The organism is Streptomyces sp. NPDC006516 (assembly GCF_040611875.1).
GTDB lineage: Bacteria > Actinomycetota > Actinomycetes > Streptomycetales > Streptomycetaceae > Streptomyces.
Map to the genome: position 1 here is coordinate 141,220 of NZ_JBEXPD010000010.1, position 17,111 is coordinate 158,330.

Here is a 17,111-nt window from a genome sequence, read left to right on the forward strand (position 1 = left end):
CCGGTGACGTCTCTCGACAAGCCGTCGTCCGACACGGACCAGCCCCACCGCACCGACCAGCAGGCCGACGACGCGAGGGCGGTCACGGAAGCCGCGCTCTTCGAGGCCTTCGGCGGTGTGCGAGGCATGGTGGAGACAGTCCTGCCCGGGCTGCTCTTCGTCACGATCTTCACCATCAACAAGAACCTGACGGCCTCGGCGATCGCCGCGCTGGCCGTCTCCCTGCTCCTCGTCGTCGTACGACTGCTCCGCAAGGACACCGTCAAGCACGCCTTCAGCGGCGTCTTCGGTGTGGCCTTCGGTGTGCTGTTCGCGAAGATGACGGGCAATGCCAAGGACTTCTACCTGCCGGGCATGATCTACACGCTCGGACTGGCCCTTGCCTACCTCGTCACGACACTCGCCGGGGTGCCGCTGATCGGGCTGATCCTCGGGCCGGTCTTCAAGGAGAACCTCTCCTGGCGCACCAGGAACCCCGGCCGCAAGAAGGCGTACGCCAAGGCCAGTTACGCCTGGGGACTGATCCTGCTCGCCAAGTGCGCGATCCTCTTCCCGCTGTACTGGTGGGCCGACACCACCGAGCTGGGCTGGGTGCTCGTCGCGCTCAAGATCCCGCCGTTCCTGCTGGCGGTGTATCTGACCTGGGTTTTCCTCGCCAAGGCGCCGCCGCCCATCGACGTATTCGCCGAGATGGAGGCGGAGGAGCAGGCCGAGAAGGACCGCGAGGCCGCCCGGCGCGCCGAGGCCGCGGAGGCCCGCAGCTCCGAGTTCTGACGCACGACGACGCACGCATGCGTGGGCCCCGGACCGTGACACGGTCCGGGGCCCACGCATGCGTACCGCCCGCTCAGTCCTCGGCGGGCTCGCGACGGACCGACAACAGGTCCTCCAACTGCTCCTCGCGCGCCTGGGCGGCCACGAACAGCAGCTCGTCACCGGCCTCCAGGGTCTCCTCGGGGCTCGGCGTCAGCACACGGGTGCCGCGGATGATCGTGACGAGCGAGGTGTCCTCGGGCCAGTCCACGTCACTCACCCTGATGCCGGCCAGCGCCGACTCCGGGGGCAGCGTCAGCTCGACGAGGTTGGCGTCGCCATGGCTGAAGCGCAGCAGCCGGACCAGGTCACCGACGCTCACCGCCTCCTCGACCAGGGCGGACATCAGCCGCGGGGTGGAGACCGCGACGTCGACGCCCCAGGACTCGTTGAACAGCCACTCGTTCTTCGGGTTGTTCACCCGGGCCACGACCCTCGGGACGCCGTACTCGGTCTTCGCGAGCAGCGAGACGACCAGGTTGACCTTGTCGTCCCCCGTAGAGGCGATCACGACGTTGCACCTCTGGAGCGCCGCCTCGTCGAGCGAGGTGATCTCGCAGGCGTCCGCGAGGAGCCACTCGGCCATCGGGACCCGCTCCACCGAGATGGCGGTCGGCGCCTTGTCGATCAGCAGTACCTCGTGCCCGTTCTCCAGGAGCTCGGCCGCGATGGAACGCCCCACCGCACCGGCCCCGGCAATCGCGACGCGCATCAGTGACCGCCCTCCTCGGGACCTTCGGCGAAGGCCTCCTCGACCTTCGCGATCTCGTCCGTACGCATCATCACGTGAACGAGGTCGCCCTCCTGCAGAACCGTCTGCGACGTGGGCAGTATGGCCTCACCCAACCGGGTGAGGAAGGCGACACGGACGCCCGTCTCCTCCTGCAGCGTGCTGATCTTGTGCCCGATCCAGGACGGCGTCGTGTGCACCTCGGCGAGCTGCACCCCGCCGCTCGGGTCACGCCACAGCGGCTCCGCGCCCGACGGCAGCAGACGCCGCAGCATCTGGTCGGCCGTCCAGCGGACCGTGGCGACCGTGGGGATGCCCAGCCGCTGATAGACCTCGGCACGCCGGGGGTCGTAGATGCGCGCCGCGACGTTCTCGATGCCGAACATCTCGCGCGCCACCCGGGCCGCGATGATGTTGGAGTTGTCGCCGCTGCTGACAGCGGCGAACGCTCCGGCCTCCTCGATCCCCGCCTCGCGCAGGGTGTCCTGGTCGAAGCCGACCCCGCTGACACGCCGGCCGCCGAACCCCGCGCCGAGGCGGCGGAACGCCGTCGGGTCCTGGTCGATCACGGCGACCGTGTGCCCCTGCTGTTCCAGGGTCTGCGCGAGAGCGGCTCCGACACGCCCGCAGCCCATGATGACGATGTGCACCTTGCGCCTACCTCGCCGTCCTGGTCATCCGGATGACCTGCGAAAACACCCTGCTCACACTTCTCTCTCAGCTTGCGGGGCAAACAATGGGGCAACCACTTCCGTCGTTGCCCGGGGGATGAGCTTATGCGGCCATGCCCGCACCGCCTCATCCGAGTGTGCGTATCCCACGGCCCGATGAGCAAAGGGGGGCGACCGGCGGAGAACCGGCAGCCCTGCGGCGGGTGAGCCGGCCGGCTCCCCGGCACCGGGGCCGCCGGCTCCCGCACCGCAAGGATTTCGTTAAGGATTCCATGGACTTTTGCGGTGAGGGCGGGTGATTATGAAGGTTTTCCGGTTGCGGGGCGGGTGGTGACGCTCCGGCGTGTCTCGCCAGCGCTTACGATCCTCTGCGTGTCCAAACTGACCGACGTGCCCAAACGGATCCTGATCGGCCGGGCGCTGCGCAGCGACAAGCTGGGGGAAACGCTCCTCCCCAAGCGCATCGCGCTCCCCGTCTTCGCGTCCGACCCGCTGTCCTCCGTCGCGTACGCACCGGGAGAAGTGCTCCTCGTGCTCTCCATCGCGGGTGTGTCGGCCTACCACTTCAGCCCGTGGATCGCGCTCGCGGTCGTGGTCCTGATGTTCACCGTCGTCGCCTCGTACCGGCAGAACGTGCGCGCGTACCCGAGCGGAGGCGGCGACTACGAGGTCGCCAACACCAATCTGGGCCCCAAGGCCGGTCTGACCGTCGCCAGCGCCCTCCTCGTCGACTACGTCCTGACCGTCGCGGTGTCGATCTCCTCCGGCGTGGAGAACCTCGGCTCCGCCATCCCCTTCGTCGTCGAGCACAAGACGTTCTGCGCCATCGGGGCCATCGTCCTGCTGACGCTGATGAACCTGCGGGGCGTCAAGGAGTCCGGCAAGCTCTTCGCGATCCCCACGTACCTGTTCGTGGTCGGCGTCTTCGCCATGATCCTCTGGGGCGCGTTCCGTGGGCTGGTCCTCGGCGACACCATGCACGCCCCCACCTCCGACTACGAGATCAAGCCGGAGCACCAGGGCCTCGCGGGCTTCGCGCTCGTGTTCCTGCTGCTGCGCGCCTTCTCCTCCGGCTGCGCGGCCCTGACCGGCGTCGAGGCGATCAGCAACGGCGTACCCGCGTTCCGCAAGCCGAAGAGCAAGAACGCCGCGACCACCCTCGCGGCGATGGGGCTCCTGGCCGTCACCATGTTCTGCGGCATCATCGGCCTCGCCATGGCCACCGACGTGAAGATGGCGGAGAACCCGGCCGAGGACCTCATCCACAACGGCGCCGCCGTCGGCGCGAGCTTCGTCCAGGACCCCGTGATCTCCCAGGTCGCCGCGGCCGTCTTCGGCGACGGCACGTTCTTCTTCGTCTTCCTGGCGACGGCCACCGCCCTCGTGCTCTTCCTGGCCGCCAACACCGCGTACAACGGCTTCCCGCTGCTGGGCTCGATCCTCGCGCAGGACCGTTACCTTCCCCGCCAGCTGCACACCCGCGGCGACCGGCTCGCCTTCTCCAACGGCATCGTGCTGCTGGCCGGGGCCGCGATCCTGCTCGTGTGGATCTACGGTGCCGACTCGACCCGGCTGATCCAGCTCTACATCGTCGGCGTCTTCGTCTCCTTCACCCTCAGCCAGACCGGCATGGTGCGGCACTGGAACCGCCATCTGCGCACCGAGAAGGACCCGGCGGTGCGGCGGCACATGATCCGCTCGCGCGCGATCAACACCTTCGGGGCGTTCTTCACCGGGCTCGTCCTGGTCGTGGTCCTGGCCACCAAGTTCACCCACGGCGCCTGGGTCGCGCTGCTCGGCATGGTGATCTTCTTCGGCACGATGACCGCGATCCGGAGGCACTACGACCGGGTCGCGGAGGAGATCGCCGCAGCCGACACCCCGTCCGACGACACCGTCAGGCCCTCGCGCGTCCACTCGATCGTCCTGGTCTCCCGCATCCACCGGCCCACGCTGCGGGCGCTCGCGTACGCCAAGCTGGTGCGCTCGGACCAGCTGGAGGCCCTCTCCATCAGCGTCGACCCGGACGAGACCAAGGCGCTCAGGGAGGACTGGGAGCGGCGCGGCATCGACATTCCGCTCAAGATCCTCGACTCGCCGTACCGCGAGGTCACCCGGCCGGTGATCGAGTACGTGAAGAGCCTGCGCAAGGACCGCCCCCGCGATGTGATCAGCGTCTACATCCCGGAGTACGTGGTCGGCCACTGGTACGAGCATCTGCTGCACAACCAGAGCGCGCTGCGGCTGAAGGGCCGGCTCCTGTTCACCCCGGGCGTGATGGTGACCTCGGTGCCGTACCAGCTGGAGTCCTCCGAGGCCGCGAAGGTGCGCGCCAGGAGGCGAGCGGACTGGAACGCGCCGGGCTCGGTGCGCCGTGGTCCCGTCGAGCGGCGGCACCACAAGGAGTCCGGCACCAAGAGCTGACGCGGGCGGATCCCGCTCGTGGTGAGCGGCCGGCCGACACCCACGTAGACTCGTAGGTTGTTGTCCGGCCGCTTCGCGGTTCCCGGGTTCCGGTGCACACCGGCTCCCCGTGGCCGCGCCTCCGGTCCGCCGTTTCCGGTGCGCCGTTTTCCGGTCCGCCGTTTCCGGTCCCCTGTTTCCCTGATCTCTGGAGCCACCCCCTCATGCAGAACGAATCCACCTCGTCGCGGACCAGGGAGAAGCAGGCCGGAGAGCAGCAGGCCGGGGAATCGCTGGTCGGGACGGAGTACGAGGTCGAGGTGGGCCCCGTCGCCCACGGCGGCCACTGCATCGCCCGCACCGCCGAGGGCCAGGTCCTCTTCGTACGCCACACCCTTCCCGGCGAGAAGGTCGTGGCGCGGGTCACCGAGGGCGAAGTCGGCTCACGCTTCCTGCGCGCCGACGCGATCACGGTCGTCGAGGCCTCCAAGGACCGTGTCGAGGCCCCCTGCCCGTACGCCGGACCCGGCAAGTGCGGCGGCTGCGACTGGCAGCACGCCAAGCCGGGCGCGCAGCGCCGCCTCAAGGGCGAAGTGATCGCCGAGCAGCTCATGCGCCTCGCGGGCCTCACGCCCGAGGAGGCCGGCTGGGACGGCACGGTCATGCCCGCCGAGGGCGACAAGCTCCCGCCGGGCGAGGTCCCGGCATGGCGCACGCGCGTCCAGTACGCGATCGACGAGGACGGCACGGCAGGGCTGCGCAAGCACCGCTCGCACGAGGTCCAGCCGATCGACCGCTGCCTGATCGCCGCCCCGGGTGTCTCCGAGCTCGGCATCGAGAAGCAGGACTGGCCGCAGATGGCCGCGGTGGAGGCCATCTCCGCCACCGGCTCCCACGACCGCCAGGTCATCCTGACCCCGCGCGCGGGCGGGCGGCTCCCGCTGGTCGAGCTGGACAAGCCGGTCTCCGTGCTCCGGGTCGAGGAGAAGGACGGCGGCGTCCACCGCGTCCACGGCCGCGCCTTCGTACGCGAGCGCGCCGACGACCGTACGTACCGCGTCGGCTCGGGCGGCTTCTGGCAGGTCCACCCGCAGGCAGCCGACACACTGGTCCGCGCGGTCATGCAGGGCCTGCTGCCCCGCAAGAGCGACATGGCGCTGGACCTCTACTGCGGCGTGGGACTGTTCGCCGGCGCCATCGGCCAGCGCATCGGCGAGAAGGGCGCGGTGCTGGGCATCGAGTCCGGCAAGCGCGCGGTCGAGGACGCCCGGCACAACCTGAAGGACCTGGACCGGGTCCGCATCGAGCACGGCAAGGTCGACCAGGTCCTGCCGCGCACGGGCATCACCGAAGTCGACCTGATCGTCCTGGACCCGCCGCGCGCGGGTGCGGGCAAGCAGGTCGTCAAGCACCTGTCGGGGCTGGGCGCGCGCAAGATCGCCTATGTTGCCTGCGATCCGGCGGCGCTGGCCCGGGACATCGCGTACTTCCGGGAGGGCGGGTACAGGGTGCGGACGCTGAGGGCGTTCGACCTGTTCCCGATGACCCACCATGTCGAGTGCGTCGCGATCCTTGAGCCGGCCGCGAAGGGCTCCTGACCTGCGGTTATGTGGCTCGGGTGGGTCGCTCGACCTCTTTCCTCCTTGCAGCGGGTCGAGCGGACAGCATGCCCCCGATAGCCGCCTGGCCTGCGAATTCATCAGGGAGGCGCTTGCGCCGGCGACGCCTTCAGGGTCTCGTTGGAGACTCTTGACGCTCGGATGACGCTCCAAGAGGAAGTCTCAACCCTCCGGACCTCTCCGGCTGCGGCCGTGCGGACCGGACCATCGGCACGGGGGTGCCTCTTCGTCGTTCGTCAATCCCGCGCTGCTGGTTTCGGGAGGTGTTGGTCTCGTTCATGCGGCGAGGGTGACGGTGGCTGTTCGGGGCTCGTAGAAGGTTCCGTCGCGGAGCATGGCGAACAGGACACTGATGCGTCGGCGGGCGAGGCGGAGGAGGGCTTGGGTGTGGGTCTTCCCCCGGGCGCGTTGCTTGTCGTAGCAGGGCCGGGAGGCGGGATCGGCGTTCGTCCAGGCGAATGCGGACAGGCACATGGCCCGCTTCAGCTGTCTGTTTCCGCCTCGGGGGGCGTGTTCGCCGTGGATCGAGGTCCCTGACGACTTCGTTGTCGGGGCCAGGCACGCGTAGGAGGCGAGGTGGGCGGCGGTGGGGAAGTCCGTGCCGTCGCCGACGGTGGTCAGCAGGACTGCGGCGGTCCTGACGCCGACGCCGGGCATCGAGGTCAGGACCCTGGAAAGAGGGTGGGCCTCCGGCAGGGTGTTGATCTGGGCTTCCAAGGCCCGGCGTTGTTCGTGGACGGCGGCGAGCGAGCGGGCCAGGGAGGGGACCACGATGTCGAGGGTTCCGGTGCCGGGAACGATGACGGTCTGTTCGTCCAGGGCGTCGAAGACGTACCGCGATCACCGCCGCGTCCCTGGCTTCGGTCTTCGCCTCGCCGGGATGAAGGTCGGCGATCCGGCGCATCGCAAGTCCCGGGGGGTAGGCGACGTTGCAGCCGGCGTCGCGAGCGACGGCCAGGGGCAGGGCCCGATGGAGGCGGGCTGGTCCACGATCACCAAAACAGTGCCGAACTTCGCGGCCGGCTTCTCGAAGACGGCCCGCAGCCTCGGCTCGCTGTTGGGCAGCTGCTTGTCGAAAGACCACCTTCCGGCCGGGGTCAGCCCATGTCCGTGATGCGCGCTCTTGCCGACGTCCAGGCCCAGAAGGGCGCCCACCTCGGTGGTGTCGAGCATCGTTGTTCTCCCTCTCCAAGGGGTGTTCGCGGTGCCGGCCTCGGTGTTGGTGTCGTGCGCGCGCATCCACGTTATGCAGACCTGCCGCCCGCGAACTGCCCGGCATTGCGCCGGACCGGGCGGTGGCCGGACCTCTCATCAGCGTCACCGACGGCACCTCACGGGCCCGGTGACACCACCCCCCAGGTCATGCCTTCGACAGGGGGACGTGGTCATGCCGGGCCCGGAGGCCAGCGGTCCCGTTGCAGGACCGCGAAAAACATGACGAGGGCTCCGGCACGGGCGTCCCCTTGCGCCTTTCTGCATCAGGGGCGGGGCCGAGGGCTGCACCGTTGCCCGCTGCCCCCGCTCGACCGAAAGCCCGGACACGTGCAATTCACCACCGAGTTGATGAACGGCGGTCAGGGATGGCGCCTCGATCGATGGATCGAGGCGCCATCCCTGACCGCCGACCTGCTGGCCCTGCACGGCTTTGGCAACGGCCTCGGCCAGGATCTCGACGCCGTCGTCGCCGGGCTCGCCATGCGGAAGCGGCAGGCGTTCGGCCGGGCGAACTTCGACCTGCTTGCAAACGAGTCCTGCTTACTGTGAGGTTCCCCCGTCGCCGACAGGGGGTCCGGCGACATCACGCCGAGTCGCCCGGTGGTGATGCACTCGGACGCTTCGCCCTGCGGCTATGCGACGTGACCGCGGTGTCGTCGGCGTTGAGCCGGTCCACCTGGTTCACGGCGGAGCGCTGATCGGCCCAGGGGAGGACCTCGTCGACGCGGTCCGTCTTCCCGCTGAGCATGATCTCGATCTTCTCGGCGGCCTCCGCGCTGGGCCGGCCCGTCGCGTAACCGGGGCCCGCGAGGATCGCGGTGGCCTGTGTGTGTTGCGTCTCGCCCTTGTACAGGGAGTCGGTGAGGTCCGCCCAGCCGCTCATTGCGGATTCGGCGTCCACGCGGTCGTCCTGAGCGGCCGTCAGCAGGCTGATGTCCGCGCCGTAGGAGATGCCGGCTCGAACTCGGGTGGCAAGCGGTCGAACCTCCGTAAGGCCGCGTCCTGGACGGCAAGGTGGTCCATCATTTGCCCGCGTCCATAACGCGGCGCGGTGCCGGTGCCGGACATCAGCGCCCGTACGGCCCGCTCACGGGACCTCGGGGGCGAAGGACAGCATGCGGGCTGCGGGCCGCGCGTCGTCGCCGTTCACGAACGACGGAGTGATGACGATCCGGCCGTTCGCGTAGGCCAGGTTCCCGGCGAGCATCCCGTACTCCGAGGCCCGGGCCGATTCGGGATGCTGGAGCACCTGTTTGTCCGTGTCCACGCCACCTGGGCCGAACCGGATGATCCCGCCCGGCCGGCGCAGCGAGGCCGCCTCGTACACGAGCGCGTACGTGCCGCCCTCCGCGTACAGGGGGTGAAGGGTGCTGTCATCGGACTTCACGCCCCAGACGAACTTCCCGGTGGTGAGGTCGTACGCGCCGACCTGGTCGGTGCCCCCCAGATGGACGGTGTCCTTGCCGACGGCGGTGCCGTCGCAGTTCTGGATGCCCTCGCCCGCGTCCCCCATGTCGGCGCAGTACTTGAAGCCCTTCTGCCTCGCGTCGATGGTGGTGCGGACCTTTCCGCCGGGTCCCAGGGCGATGATCCGCCAGTTGTCGGTGCGTTCCTCGGCGTGGAGCGTCGTGAAGACGACAGGGGCGACGGAGAGCACCTTGCCGACCTTCCAGCCCGGCTGGGTCCGGAAGCGCCAGAGAACCTTGCCGGTGCGCGGGTCGATTTCGCGGAGTTGGCTGTAGGTCTTGCTGCGGTCGAAACTGATCGCGCAGTCGGAGCTCACCAGGAGCCGGGAGCCGCCCGCCACGTCGTCGGGGTAGCACTTCCCAGGGTTTTCCATCGGGATGTCGTAGAGCTTGGCGCCGTCGCCGACCCCGTACGCGGCGGCACTCATGTCCTGCACGACCGCGAGGGTGCCCCCGCTGATGGCGGTGTGCACGATGATCGTGTCGTCCCCGGAGCCGGTCTCGGTGAGCTCCTTGTGCCACCCGGCCTTCCCGGTCCGCAGGTCGATCATCTGCAGCTGGTTGCACCGGTTCCCGTTCCGGGCCTGGCTGTTCTTGTACACCAGGACGACCTTGCCGTCAGGGGTCGGGTTGACCGGTGTCTCGCAGACGGGAGCGGGCAACGGCACGCTCCACAGCTCGGCACCGTCCGAGAGCCGATGGGCGGTGACCTTCCTGTACACGGCCTGGACGACGGTGTCGCCGACGATCCACAGATCGTTGAGATGAATGTTCCGACCGGGCAGATCGGTCCGGTCGTCGACGATCCACGCGGTGGCATCCCCCGGCTCGCGCGCGGCGTTGATCTCCTTCGACGTCGGGATCCGCTTCGGTTCGGGTGTACGGACGGCGGGGGTACGGGGAGCGGTCGGCGTCCCGGAGGGACGGGCTGCCTTCTCCGCCTCGGGCGCGGTGGAGCCGCCCCACCGGCCGCCGGAGACGGCGTACACCGCTCCACCTGCCACCAGGAGCAGAAGAACGACGGCCGCGGCGATCACCGGCCTCGTGCCGAAGCGCCTGCGACGGCCCGGCGGCACCGGAGGGCCGTAGCCATCCGTGGCGTACGGGTTGCCCGGCACCGGTCGCTGCTCCGGGGGTGGCATGTCCCAGGGCTGTGGCGAGGGAGGCATCAGTCTTCGCCCCGCCGCACTCGGAACGTCACGATCTTTCTCTCCTCATGTCGCAGTGGCATGTGATTAGCGGGCATGGGGCGGCCCCTAGCCCGCGGCGCGTTCACCGGACGGATCGGCGACCACGATCTCGATGTGCGGCGGGGCGTACTTACGCGCCTTGCGGACCATCTTCGCCAGATCGAACTTGGTACGCGGAACGGCGACATGGATCGGTGCGGGCATGGCCGGGTTCTGCGACGGGCCGCCGGCACCCGCCGGCAAGGTCGCGCCGGGACGCAGGCGTGCGCCGATCAGCGCGTGCTGGTTGTTCGGCGGAGTGGCCACGACGAACTGGGTGACGTCCGTCCACGGCAGCAGAACGTGGCCGAACCGGGCGCCAGCTGCATCGAACTGGAACGCGGTGCGTCGCTTTTCGAACCAGGTGATGATGAAGGGGACCGCCGCGACGATGACCACACCGCCCTTCATGTCGAGTGCCCAGCCGAGCAGGACGGCCAGTGCCACGACGCCCAGGATCAAGCCCCACAGGCCCGCCTGGTCCTGGGCGGAGAACGGGTGGGCGACCCGGTAGCGTTCCCATCGCCCACCGCGGCGGGTGGGGTGTGTGCCAGGGGTGCGATTGATATGCGACATGGTGTTCTTTCCTTCTTGATGTCGTGTCGGCCGGGCGCTTGCCGTCCGCAACCTCGCCCACGAGAGGGTCTGTTGGCTGACCCTTCCGCCGATGCCCGGCCGTTCGGTGACTCATGGGGCAGCTCACCCCCGTCCGGGCGCCGGCACCGAAGCAACCTGGCAAACTCTTTCGCGACGCGCTGAAATGCCGGTGAAATCCTGCTGATGCAGGGACTTGAGAGCTGCCCCGGCACGGGGCGCACGGGGACGTGGGGACTTCGAAGTGGGCGTGGACGCACTGGGTTCGGGCGCGAGTCCGGTCGATTCGAGGGGGCACCTGCGGATCGACCTGCTCGGGCCGGTCAGGGCCCGACGCGGCGATTCGCCGCTCGCACTCGGACCGGTACGACGGCAGGCGGTTCTCGCCGCCCTGATTCTGCGGGCACCGGCCTTCGTGACATACCGGCAACTCCTCGACGACGTATGGGGAACCGAGCCCCCGGGGACGGGCCACCGGGTCCTGTCGAGCTATGTCTATGCGCTTCGCAAGACGCTGAACGGGGCGAGCGCCGGGCCGGTCCACTCGGTGATTCACGGTGAGCGCGGCGGCTACCGCTTTGTGCCCGGCGGAGCCCGGACCGACCTCGAAGATCTCGTCGAACTGGTCACCCGTACCAAAGACGCCAAAGCTGACGGTGACTTCGACGCGGCGCTCGACCACGGCGGCCGGGCCCTGGACCTGCTCCGCAGCGAGCCGCTGCCGGGTCTGCCCGGGCCGCTCGCCGACACGGAGCGGCAGCGGCTGGCACGGCAGCGACGCACGTTGCATCAGGACCGGGCGGAGTGTCTGGTGCTGCTCGGGCGCTACCCGGAGGCCCTGGACGCGCTCATGGCAGCGCCCCTGGCCCGTCCGCACGACGAGCCGCTCGCCGCCCTGCGGATGCGCGCGCTGTACGGCATCGGCCGGCAGGCCGAGGCACTGGCCGTCTACCAGGAGATGCGGCGCCGGCTCCTCGACGAGCTGGGTATGGAGCCCGGAGAGGAACTGCGCGGCGTGCACCAGGCCGTCCTGCGCCGGGACCACCAGCTGCTGCCCACCCGTTCGGCGGGGTCGCCCGCGTCCGGCACCCCGACCCCCGATGACACGCCCGAGGAATCCCCGTCCGAGCAACGCCTCCCCGACGCATCCGATCACCCGAGCGGCCCCCGCCCCCGCCGAAACGACCTTCCCGGTGACACCGCCTGTCTGGTCGGCCGCGAGCGGGAACTCGCCCTGCTCACCGCACCGGTGTCCGCAGAGGGTGTGTCCGTGGTGACGGTCGATGGCACGGCGGGCGTCGGCAAGACCGCCCTGGTGGTACGCGCCGCCTGGGCGCTCGACGACGCCTACCCCGACGGCTGCCTGTTCGTGGACCTGCACACGCACGGCGCCGCCCACGAGAGCGTCGGCCCGCAGCGGGCCCTGCGGCGTCTGCTGCGCGCGGTCCGCGCCAGCGGTGACGAGATCCCGGACGACCTGGATGACGTGGTGGACCTGGTCACGGCCTGGCGTGCGGCCACGAGTGCACTACGGCTGCTGCTGGTCGTCGACGATGCCCGCAGTGCCGAGCAGGTGCGTCCGCTCCTCCCCGCCGGGCCGGGGAGCCGGGTTCTGGTGGCAGGCCGGCAACACCTGCCCGGCCTCGACGCCTATCTGCGGCTCACCGTCGAGCCACTCGGCACGGGCGAGGCCGTCGGCCTGCTCCGACAGCTCATCGGGGAGTCCCGCGCGGACCACGAGCCCCAGGCAGCACTCGAGCTTGCCCGGCGTTGCGGCGGCCTACCCCTGGCGCTGCGCATCGCGAGCGCTCGGCTGCAGAACCGCCCGTCCTGGACTCTGGCCTTCCTGGCCGGCCGGATGTCCGACGATGCACGCAGCCTCGGCGAGCTGCGTGCCGAAGACCGCAGCGTGGAAGCCGCCTTCAGGATGTCGTACGACCAGCTCACGCCCGAACAGCGGCGCGGATTCCGCGCACTGGGCCTGGCCCCGACCGCACGCTTCGACGTGCTCACCCTCGCCGCCATGCTGAGCAACTCCCGTGAGGACGCCGAGAACATCCTGGAAGAACTGGTCGACGCGAGCTTGCTGCAGCAGCCGCATTCCGGCCGCTACAGGCTGCACGATCTCGTACGGGCACACGCGCGGCGACTCGCCACCGAAGCGCCCGAGGAGGCGGCCGCAGACCGCGCCGCTGTCCTGCACCTCTATACGGCCGCAGGCCGCATCGCCAGCGACTGGGGCCCCGAAGGTTTCTCAACCGGCTCCGCCAGCACGGATGGTTCCCCGTTCCCGACTTGGCGGGAAGCCTCGGCATGGCTGAAGGCGGCGGGCGGAGAACTGGTCGACGTGGTGGCCTACGCGGCCGCCGCCGGGCAGTTCGACCACGCCTGCCGGATCGCCGAAGCCCTGGTCGACCACCTGGTCCACGAGGGCCGGTTCCACGAGTGCCGCGCAGCCCTGGAGCTTGCGCTGCCGTGCGCAGACATGGCCGCCGACCGGCGGATGTACTCCTCGCTGCGCAACTGCATGGGAATGGTCGACATCTACCAGGGGCGGTTCCGGCAGGCGTACACCTGGTTCACCGAAGCGCGGCGCCACGGCTGCGGCCACGACGATCTGCGGAACCAGGCTCGGACCGTCGCCGGGATGGGGGCCGCTGAGTGGATGCTGGGCGGCATCGAGGACGCGGTTGCTCACCTGAGTGAGGCGGTGGAGCTGGCGACCCGGCTCGGCGACGGCTGGCTGACCGGGATCGCGCTCTGCAATCTCGGCGCGATCCGATCCCAGCAGGGGCGGCACGAGCAGGCGCTCGAGCACTACACCGTCGCCATCGCCATCGCCCAAAGGAACGGCCGCCCCAGAACGATCAGCAATGCCCTGTGCTTCGCCGCCGATGCCCACCTGGCTCTGGGCCGGCACACGGAGGCCACTGACCTGCTGCGGCAGGCGGTCGAACTGGCCCGCGAGGCTGAAGACCTGCCACTGCACGCGGCGAGCCTGTCCCGTCTCGCCACTGCGGAACATGTCCAGGGCAGTCTGCACTCTGCCGTCGACATCCACCACGAAGCCCTGTCCACCCTCACACAGAGCGCGAGCACATGGCTGGAGATGGAGGTCCGCATCCGTCTCGGTAACACGTACGCGGCGGCAGGCCGTCGCGCAGAGGCGCGGCATGAATTCCGGACCGCCCTCTCTCTGCCCGGAGCCGGTGACCACCCCCGGCAAAACGGCATGGCACGCGACGGGCTGAGAGGCGACGACATGCGCTGCCCGCCTGAAGAGAACATCTGATCCGGGTGGTGACGGTTGGAGCTGCTGGCCTGGATGCCGATGCTCGCCCTGACCGGCAGGGCCAGGCTCCGGGAGCCCGCCGACTACGGCTCCGCCTGTTCCCCAAGGCCGGACAGCTCGTGACTACGGGCCGTCGGGAGAACCTCAGTCCACACGGCGTCCTCGCGGTAGAAGGGCGAAGGTCGCGTTGATGGCGCCGTCTGCGGAGAAGCCCTCCACCAGCCGGGGGGCGATCTCCTTGTTCCGTTCGATGCTCATGAGGATCACACGAGCGTTGAAAGATCATGGGGTCATGGCTCGACTGCACACCGGTGCCGCCTCGTTTGGCGCTCCGATCGTTCAAGGGCCCTTCGGCGGAGCCGTCAAATGCCTTCTGACCTGCGGTTAAGTTGAGGAGGTCTGCTTATGACACCTTTCCGATGACGCACCATGTGGAGTGCGTGGCGATTTTGGAGCCGGTGAAGAAGGACGCCTGACCTGGGATTTTGTAGGTGCGCGGTATGTGCCGTGTGGGCGTTACGGGCGATGTCTTGACGCTGAAATGACGCTCGTGACGCCCGTTCTGGTGGAGTGTCAGGCCCGTTGTGTCCCTGCTCAGGCGCTCTGATGGCCACTCCATGGGGCGGATTTGGCGTCATGAGTCTGATCGACAGTGCGCTGCGACGGGCGGTGGGCGGAACGTCCAGGCAACACTCTGCCGCCTCGCAGCGACCGCTTTCAGGGCAGCCCACTCGAGTTGGGCAGTTCGGACGGATCTCCGCGACCATGCCTACCGCGCGCTCGCGAAGCTCGGCAGGGTAGGGGGACGGACGGGCCATGACTCGATCCTCTCAGGGAATCGAGCCTCCATCAGATCCGGATCGGTTCACCATGCGGGAGCTGAGCCATTCGGACTTTCGTCGCGCGAACGAATCGCCCCCATCCCGCTCTCGTCGACCCCCCTCCTCTGCCCGCGTCCGAAGGCTTCAGGGTTCGACGTCAGAAACAAGTCCCGCAGAGAGCTTCCGTCCGATTGCCCGGCGCGTCTACGCTCACTTCCTGTGGGAGCGCTCCCACGCTCGTCGGAACAGCGTTATGCGCAGTATCGAAGGTCATCCAGCCAGGTAGAGGCGCATTGCCCCCTATGGAACCTGCTCTGAGGCCCGGTCTCTCGGCGGGCGGTCCCATATGGAGTGATCGGTCATATACGTGCGTTGAGGGAGAATGGGATGAGCATGCGAAGAGCCCTTCGGGTTTTCGGCGTTGTCGGAGTGCTTATGGCGGGTTCGGTGGCCGGGTTCGGCGGCCCGGCCTCGGCAGTCGCCTCGACGGCGGCCGGTCAGTCAGCCGTGGACGGCAGAGCATCGGCGGTCGCCCCGGCGCCGGCACTCCACGTCTCGGGCAACCGCCTGGTCACCGGGTCCAATTCCACGTTCCGCCCACTGGGCGTCAACCGTTCCGGCGGGGAGTTCGGCTGTGTCCAGGGCAAGGAGATATTCGACGGGCCGACGGACCAGGCGGCCGTCGACGCGATGAAGGCATGGAAGATCAACACTGTCCGGATCCCGCTGAACGAGGAGTGCTGGCTGGGCACCGGGAACTTACCTCCGACAGCGCCCAGCGCGGCGGCGTACCAGCAGGCGGTCAAGACCTACGCGGACCTCCTGGTGGCCAACGGCATCAACGTGATCCTCGACCTGCACTGGACCTGGGGCGAGTACACCGGCCCCGGCGGAGGCTGCCCGGACGTCGCGGCCACCTGTCAGAAGCCGATGCCGGATGCGCGCTACACCCCCACGTTCTGGTCCGAGGTGGCCACGATGTTCAAGGGGAACGGAGCGGTCATCTTCGACCTGTTCAACGAGCCGTACCCGGACGCGGCCAACAACTGGTCCGACGCCACAGCCGCATGGACCTGTCTGCGTGACGGCGGCACCTGCGCCGGGATCACCTACCCGGTCGCCGGCATGCAGAGCCTCGTCAACGCGGTGCGTGCCACCGGTGCCACCAACGTGATCATGTCGGGCGGTCTGGAGTGGACGAACAACCTCAGTCGGTGGCTGGAGTTCAAGCCGGCCGACCCCACCGGCAATCTGATGGCCTCATGGCACTCCTACAACTTCAACGGCTGCGTGACCACCTCGTGCTGGGACAGCAACATCGGAGCGGTCGCCGCCCAGGTGCCGGTCCAGGCCGGCGAGATCGGTCAGAACACCTGCGCCCATGACTACATCGACCAGGTGATGGCCTGGGCGGACGCCAACAAGGTCGGGTACACGGCCTGGACCTGGAACCCTTGGGGTTGCAGCGGTGGCAGTGTGCTCATCGAGGACTGGAACGGCACACCGACCAGCACCTACGGTGAGGGGTTCAAGGCGCACCTGCTCAGTCAGACCCCCGGTGATCCCGGCGGTGACACCGCTGCGCCCACCGCTCCGGGGGCTCCCACCGCCTCCGAGGTGACGGCCACCTCCGCGACACTGAGCTGGGCGGCCTCCACCGATGACGTGGGTGTCACCGGCTACGACGTCGTCCGTGTCACCGGCGGCACCGAGACGGGGGTGGCCGGCTCGGCGTCCAACCGCGCCGTGGTCCCAGGGCTGTCCGGCAACACGGCCTACACCTACGCCGTTTACGCCAAGGACGCGGCCGGCAACCGCTCCACTCGCTCGGCCACCGTTACCGTTACCACCACCGGCACCCCGGCGGGCACCTGCTCCGTCGGCTACCGCTTGGTGGGGGACTGGGGAAGCGGCTTCCAGAGCGAGATCACCATCCGCAACACCGGCGCCGCCGCTGTCAGCAACTGGAAGCTCGGCTTCACCTTCACCGACGGCCAGACCATCAACAACATGTGGGGCGGTACCCCCACCCAGACAGGCGGCTCCGTGAGCGTGATCCCCGCCTCCTACACCGACACCGTCACCGCCGGCGGTTCCGTCACTCTCGGTTTCATCGCCAACAGGGGCGCCACGAACACCGCCCCGACCACCTTCACCCTCAGCGGCAGGACCTGCACCACAGCCTGACCACAGCCGCTGCCCCGCACCCGACATCAGTTGCGCCCCCAGTTGCCCCACCGCACCCGCCGGAAACCCAG

Annotated in this window: 11 protein-coding genes and 1 pseudogene; 6 read left to right on the forward strand and 6 right to left on the reverse strand. The window is 69.1% G+C overall.

Annotated elements, in window-relative coordinates; all coding sequences use genetic code 11:
* Window positions 1-3 precede the first annotated feature (3 nt).
* Window positions 4-774 (forward strand): DUF3159 domain-containing protein, encoded by a 771-nt coding sequence (locus ABZY45_RS24995; protein WP_356743153.1) that lies wholly within the window; start codon window positions 4-6, stop codon window positions 772-774.
* A gap of 73 nt (window positions 775-847) precedes the next feature.
* Here the strand turns inward: ABZY45_RS24995 and ABZY45_RS25000 are convergent, their stop codons facing one another.
* A complete protein-coding gene (locus tag ABZY45_RS25000; protein ID WP_356743155.1) occupies window positions 848-1,525 on the reverse strand; it encodes a TrkA family potassium uptake protein in 678 nt (225 codons plus the stop codon).
* Window positions 1,525-2,193, reverse strand: a complete 669-nt coding sequence (locus ABZY45_RS25005) for a TrkA family potassium uptake protein (protein ID WP_073748169.1) — start codon at window positions 2,191-2,193, stop codon at window positions 1,525-1,527. Before ABZY45_RS25005 ends, ABZY45_RS25000 begins: the two co-directional genes overlap by 1 nt.
* Before the next feature lie 393 nt (window positions 2,194-2,586).
* Here ABZY45_RS25005 and ABZY45_RS25010 point away from each other — a divergent pair, with 393 nt between their 5' ends.
* Window positions 2,587-4,638: an APC family permease gene (locus ABZY45_RS25010; protein WP_356743158.1), complete on the forward strand. Its 2,052-nt coding sequence runs from the start codon at window positions 2,587-2,589 to the stop codon at window positions 4,636-4,638.
* A gap of 203 nt (window positions 4,639-4,841) precedes the next feature.
* On the forward strand, window positions 4,842-6,215 hold the full coding sequence (locus tag ABZY45_RS25015; RefSeq protein ID WP_356743160.1) for a TRAM domain-containing protein: 1,374 nt from the start codon (window positions 4,842-4,844) through the stop codon (window positions 6,213-6,215).
* Window positions 6,216-6,512: 297 nt separating this feature from the next.
* Here ABZY45_RS25015 and ABZY45_RS25020 read toward each other — a convergent pair.
* Window positions 6,513-7,409: pseudogene (locus ABZY45_RS25020) on the reverse strand (transposase).
* 369 nt (window positions 7,410-7,778) lie between these two features.
* Here ABZY45_RS25020 and ABZY45_RS25025 point away from each other — a divergent pair.
* A complete protein-coding gene (locus ABZY45_RS25025; protein WP_356743162.1) occupies window positions 7,779-8,000 on the forward strand; it encodes a hypothetical protein in 222 nt (73 codons plus the stop codon).
* A 34-nt stretch (window positions 8,001-8,034) separates the two neighbouring features.
* On the opposite strand, the gene ABZY45_RS25030 is transcribed toward ABZY45_RS25025, so the two are convergent.
* From ABZY45_RS25030 to ABZY45_RS25040, 3 genes are all read right to left on the reverse strand, one after another.
* Complete coding sequence (locus ABZY45_RS25030; RefSeq protein ID WP_356743164.1) at window positions 8,035-8,352, reverse strand: hypothetical protein; 318 nt, start codon at window positions 8,350-8,352, stop codon at window positions 8,035-8,037.
* A 186-nt stretch (window positions 8,353-8,538) separates the two neighbouring features.
* Window positions 8,539-10,059 carry a PQQ-binding-like beta-propeller repeat protein gene (locus tag ABZY45_RS25035; protein ID WP_356743166.1) on the reverse strand — a complete coding sequence of 507 codons (1,521 nt, stop codon included), beginning with the start codon at window positions 10,057-10,059 and terminating at the stop codon, window positions 8,539-8,541.
* A gap of 114 nt (window positions 10,060-10,173) precedes the next feature.
* Window positions 10,174-10,722, reverse strand: a complete 549-nt coding sequence (locus tag ABZY45_RS25040; protein ID WP_356743168.1) for a hypothetical protein — start codon at window positions 10,720-10,722, stop codon at window positions 10,174-10,176.
* A gap of 268 nt (window positions 10,723-10,990) precedes the next feature.
* Between ABZY45_RS25040 and ABZY45_RS25045 the strand changes: the two genes are divergently transcribed.
* Together ABZY45_RS25045 and ABZY45_RS25050 are read left to right on the forward strand one after the other, a co-directional pair.
* Window positions 10,991-14,032, forward strand: coding sequence for a BTAD domain-containing putative transcriptional regulator (locus tag ABZY45_RS25045; RefSeq protein ID WP_356743170.1), 3,042 nt, complete (start codon window positions 10,991-10,993; stop codon window positions 14,030-14,032).
* 1,208 nt (window positions 14,033-15,240) lie between these two features.
* Window positions 15,241-17,040 carry a cellulase family glycosylhydrolase gene (locus ABZY45_RS25050; protein WP_356743172.1) on the forward strand — a complete coding sequence of 600 codons (1,800 nt, stop codon included), beginning with the start codon at window positions 15,241-15,243 and terminating at the stop codon, window positions 17,038-17,040.
* Window positions 17,041-17,111: the final 71 nt, after the last annotated feature.

Excerpts from the sequence above, each read along its gene's own strand:
- ABZY45_RS25000 (WP_356743155.1), bottom strand. The coding sequence starts at position 1,525 with ATGCGCGTCGCGATTGCCGGGGCCGGTGCGGTGGGGCGTTCCATCGCG.
- ABZY45_RS25015 (WP_356743160.1), top strand. The coding sequence starts at position 4,842 with ATGCAGAACGAATCCACCTCGTCGCGGACCAGGGAGAAGCAGGCCGGA.
- ABZY45_RS25035 (WP_356743166.1), bottom strand. The coding sequence starts at position 10,059 with ATGCCACCCCCGGAGCAGCGACCGGTGCCGGGCAACCCGTACGCCACG.
- ABZY45_RS25040 (WP_356743168.1), bottom strand. The coding sequence starts at position 10,722 with ATGTCGCATATCAATCGCACCCCTGGCACACACCCCACCCGCCGCGGT.
- ABZY45_RS25050 (WP_356743172.1), top strand. The coding sequence starts at position 15,241 with ATGAGCATGCGAAGAGCCCTTCGGGTTTTCGGCGTTGTCGGAGTGCTT.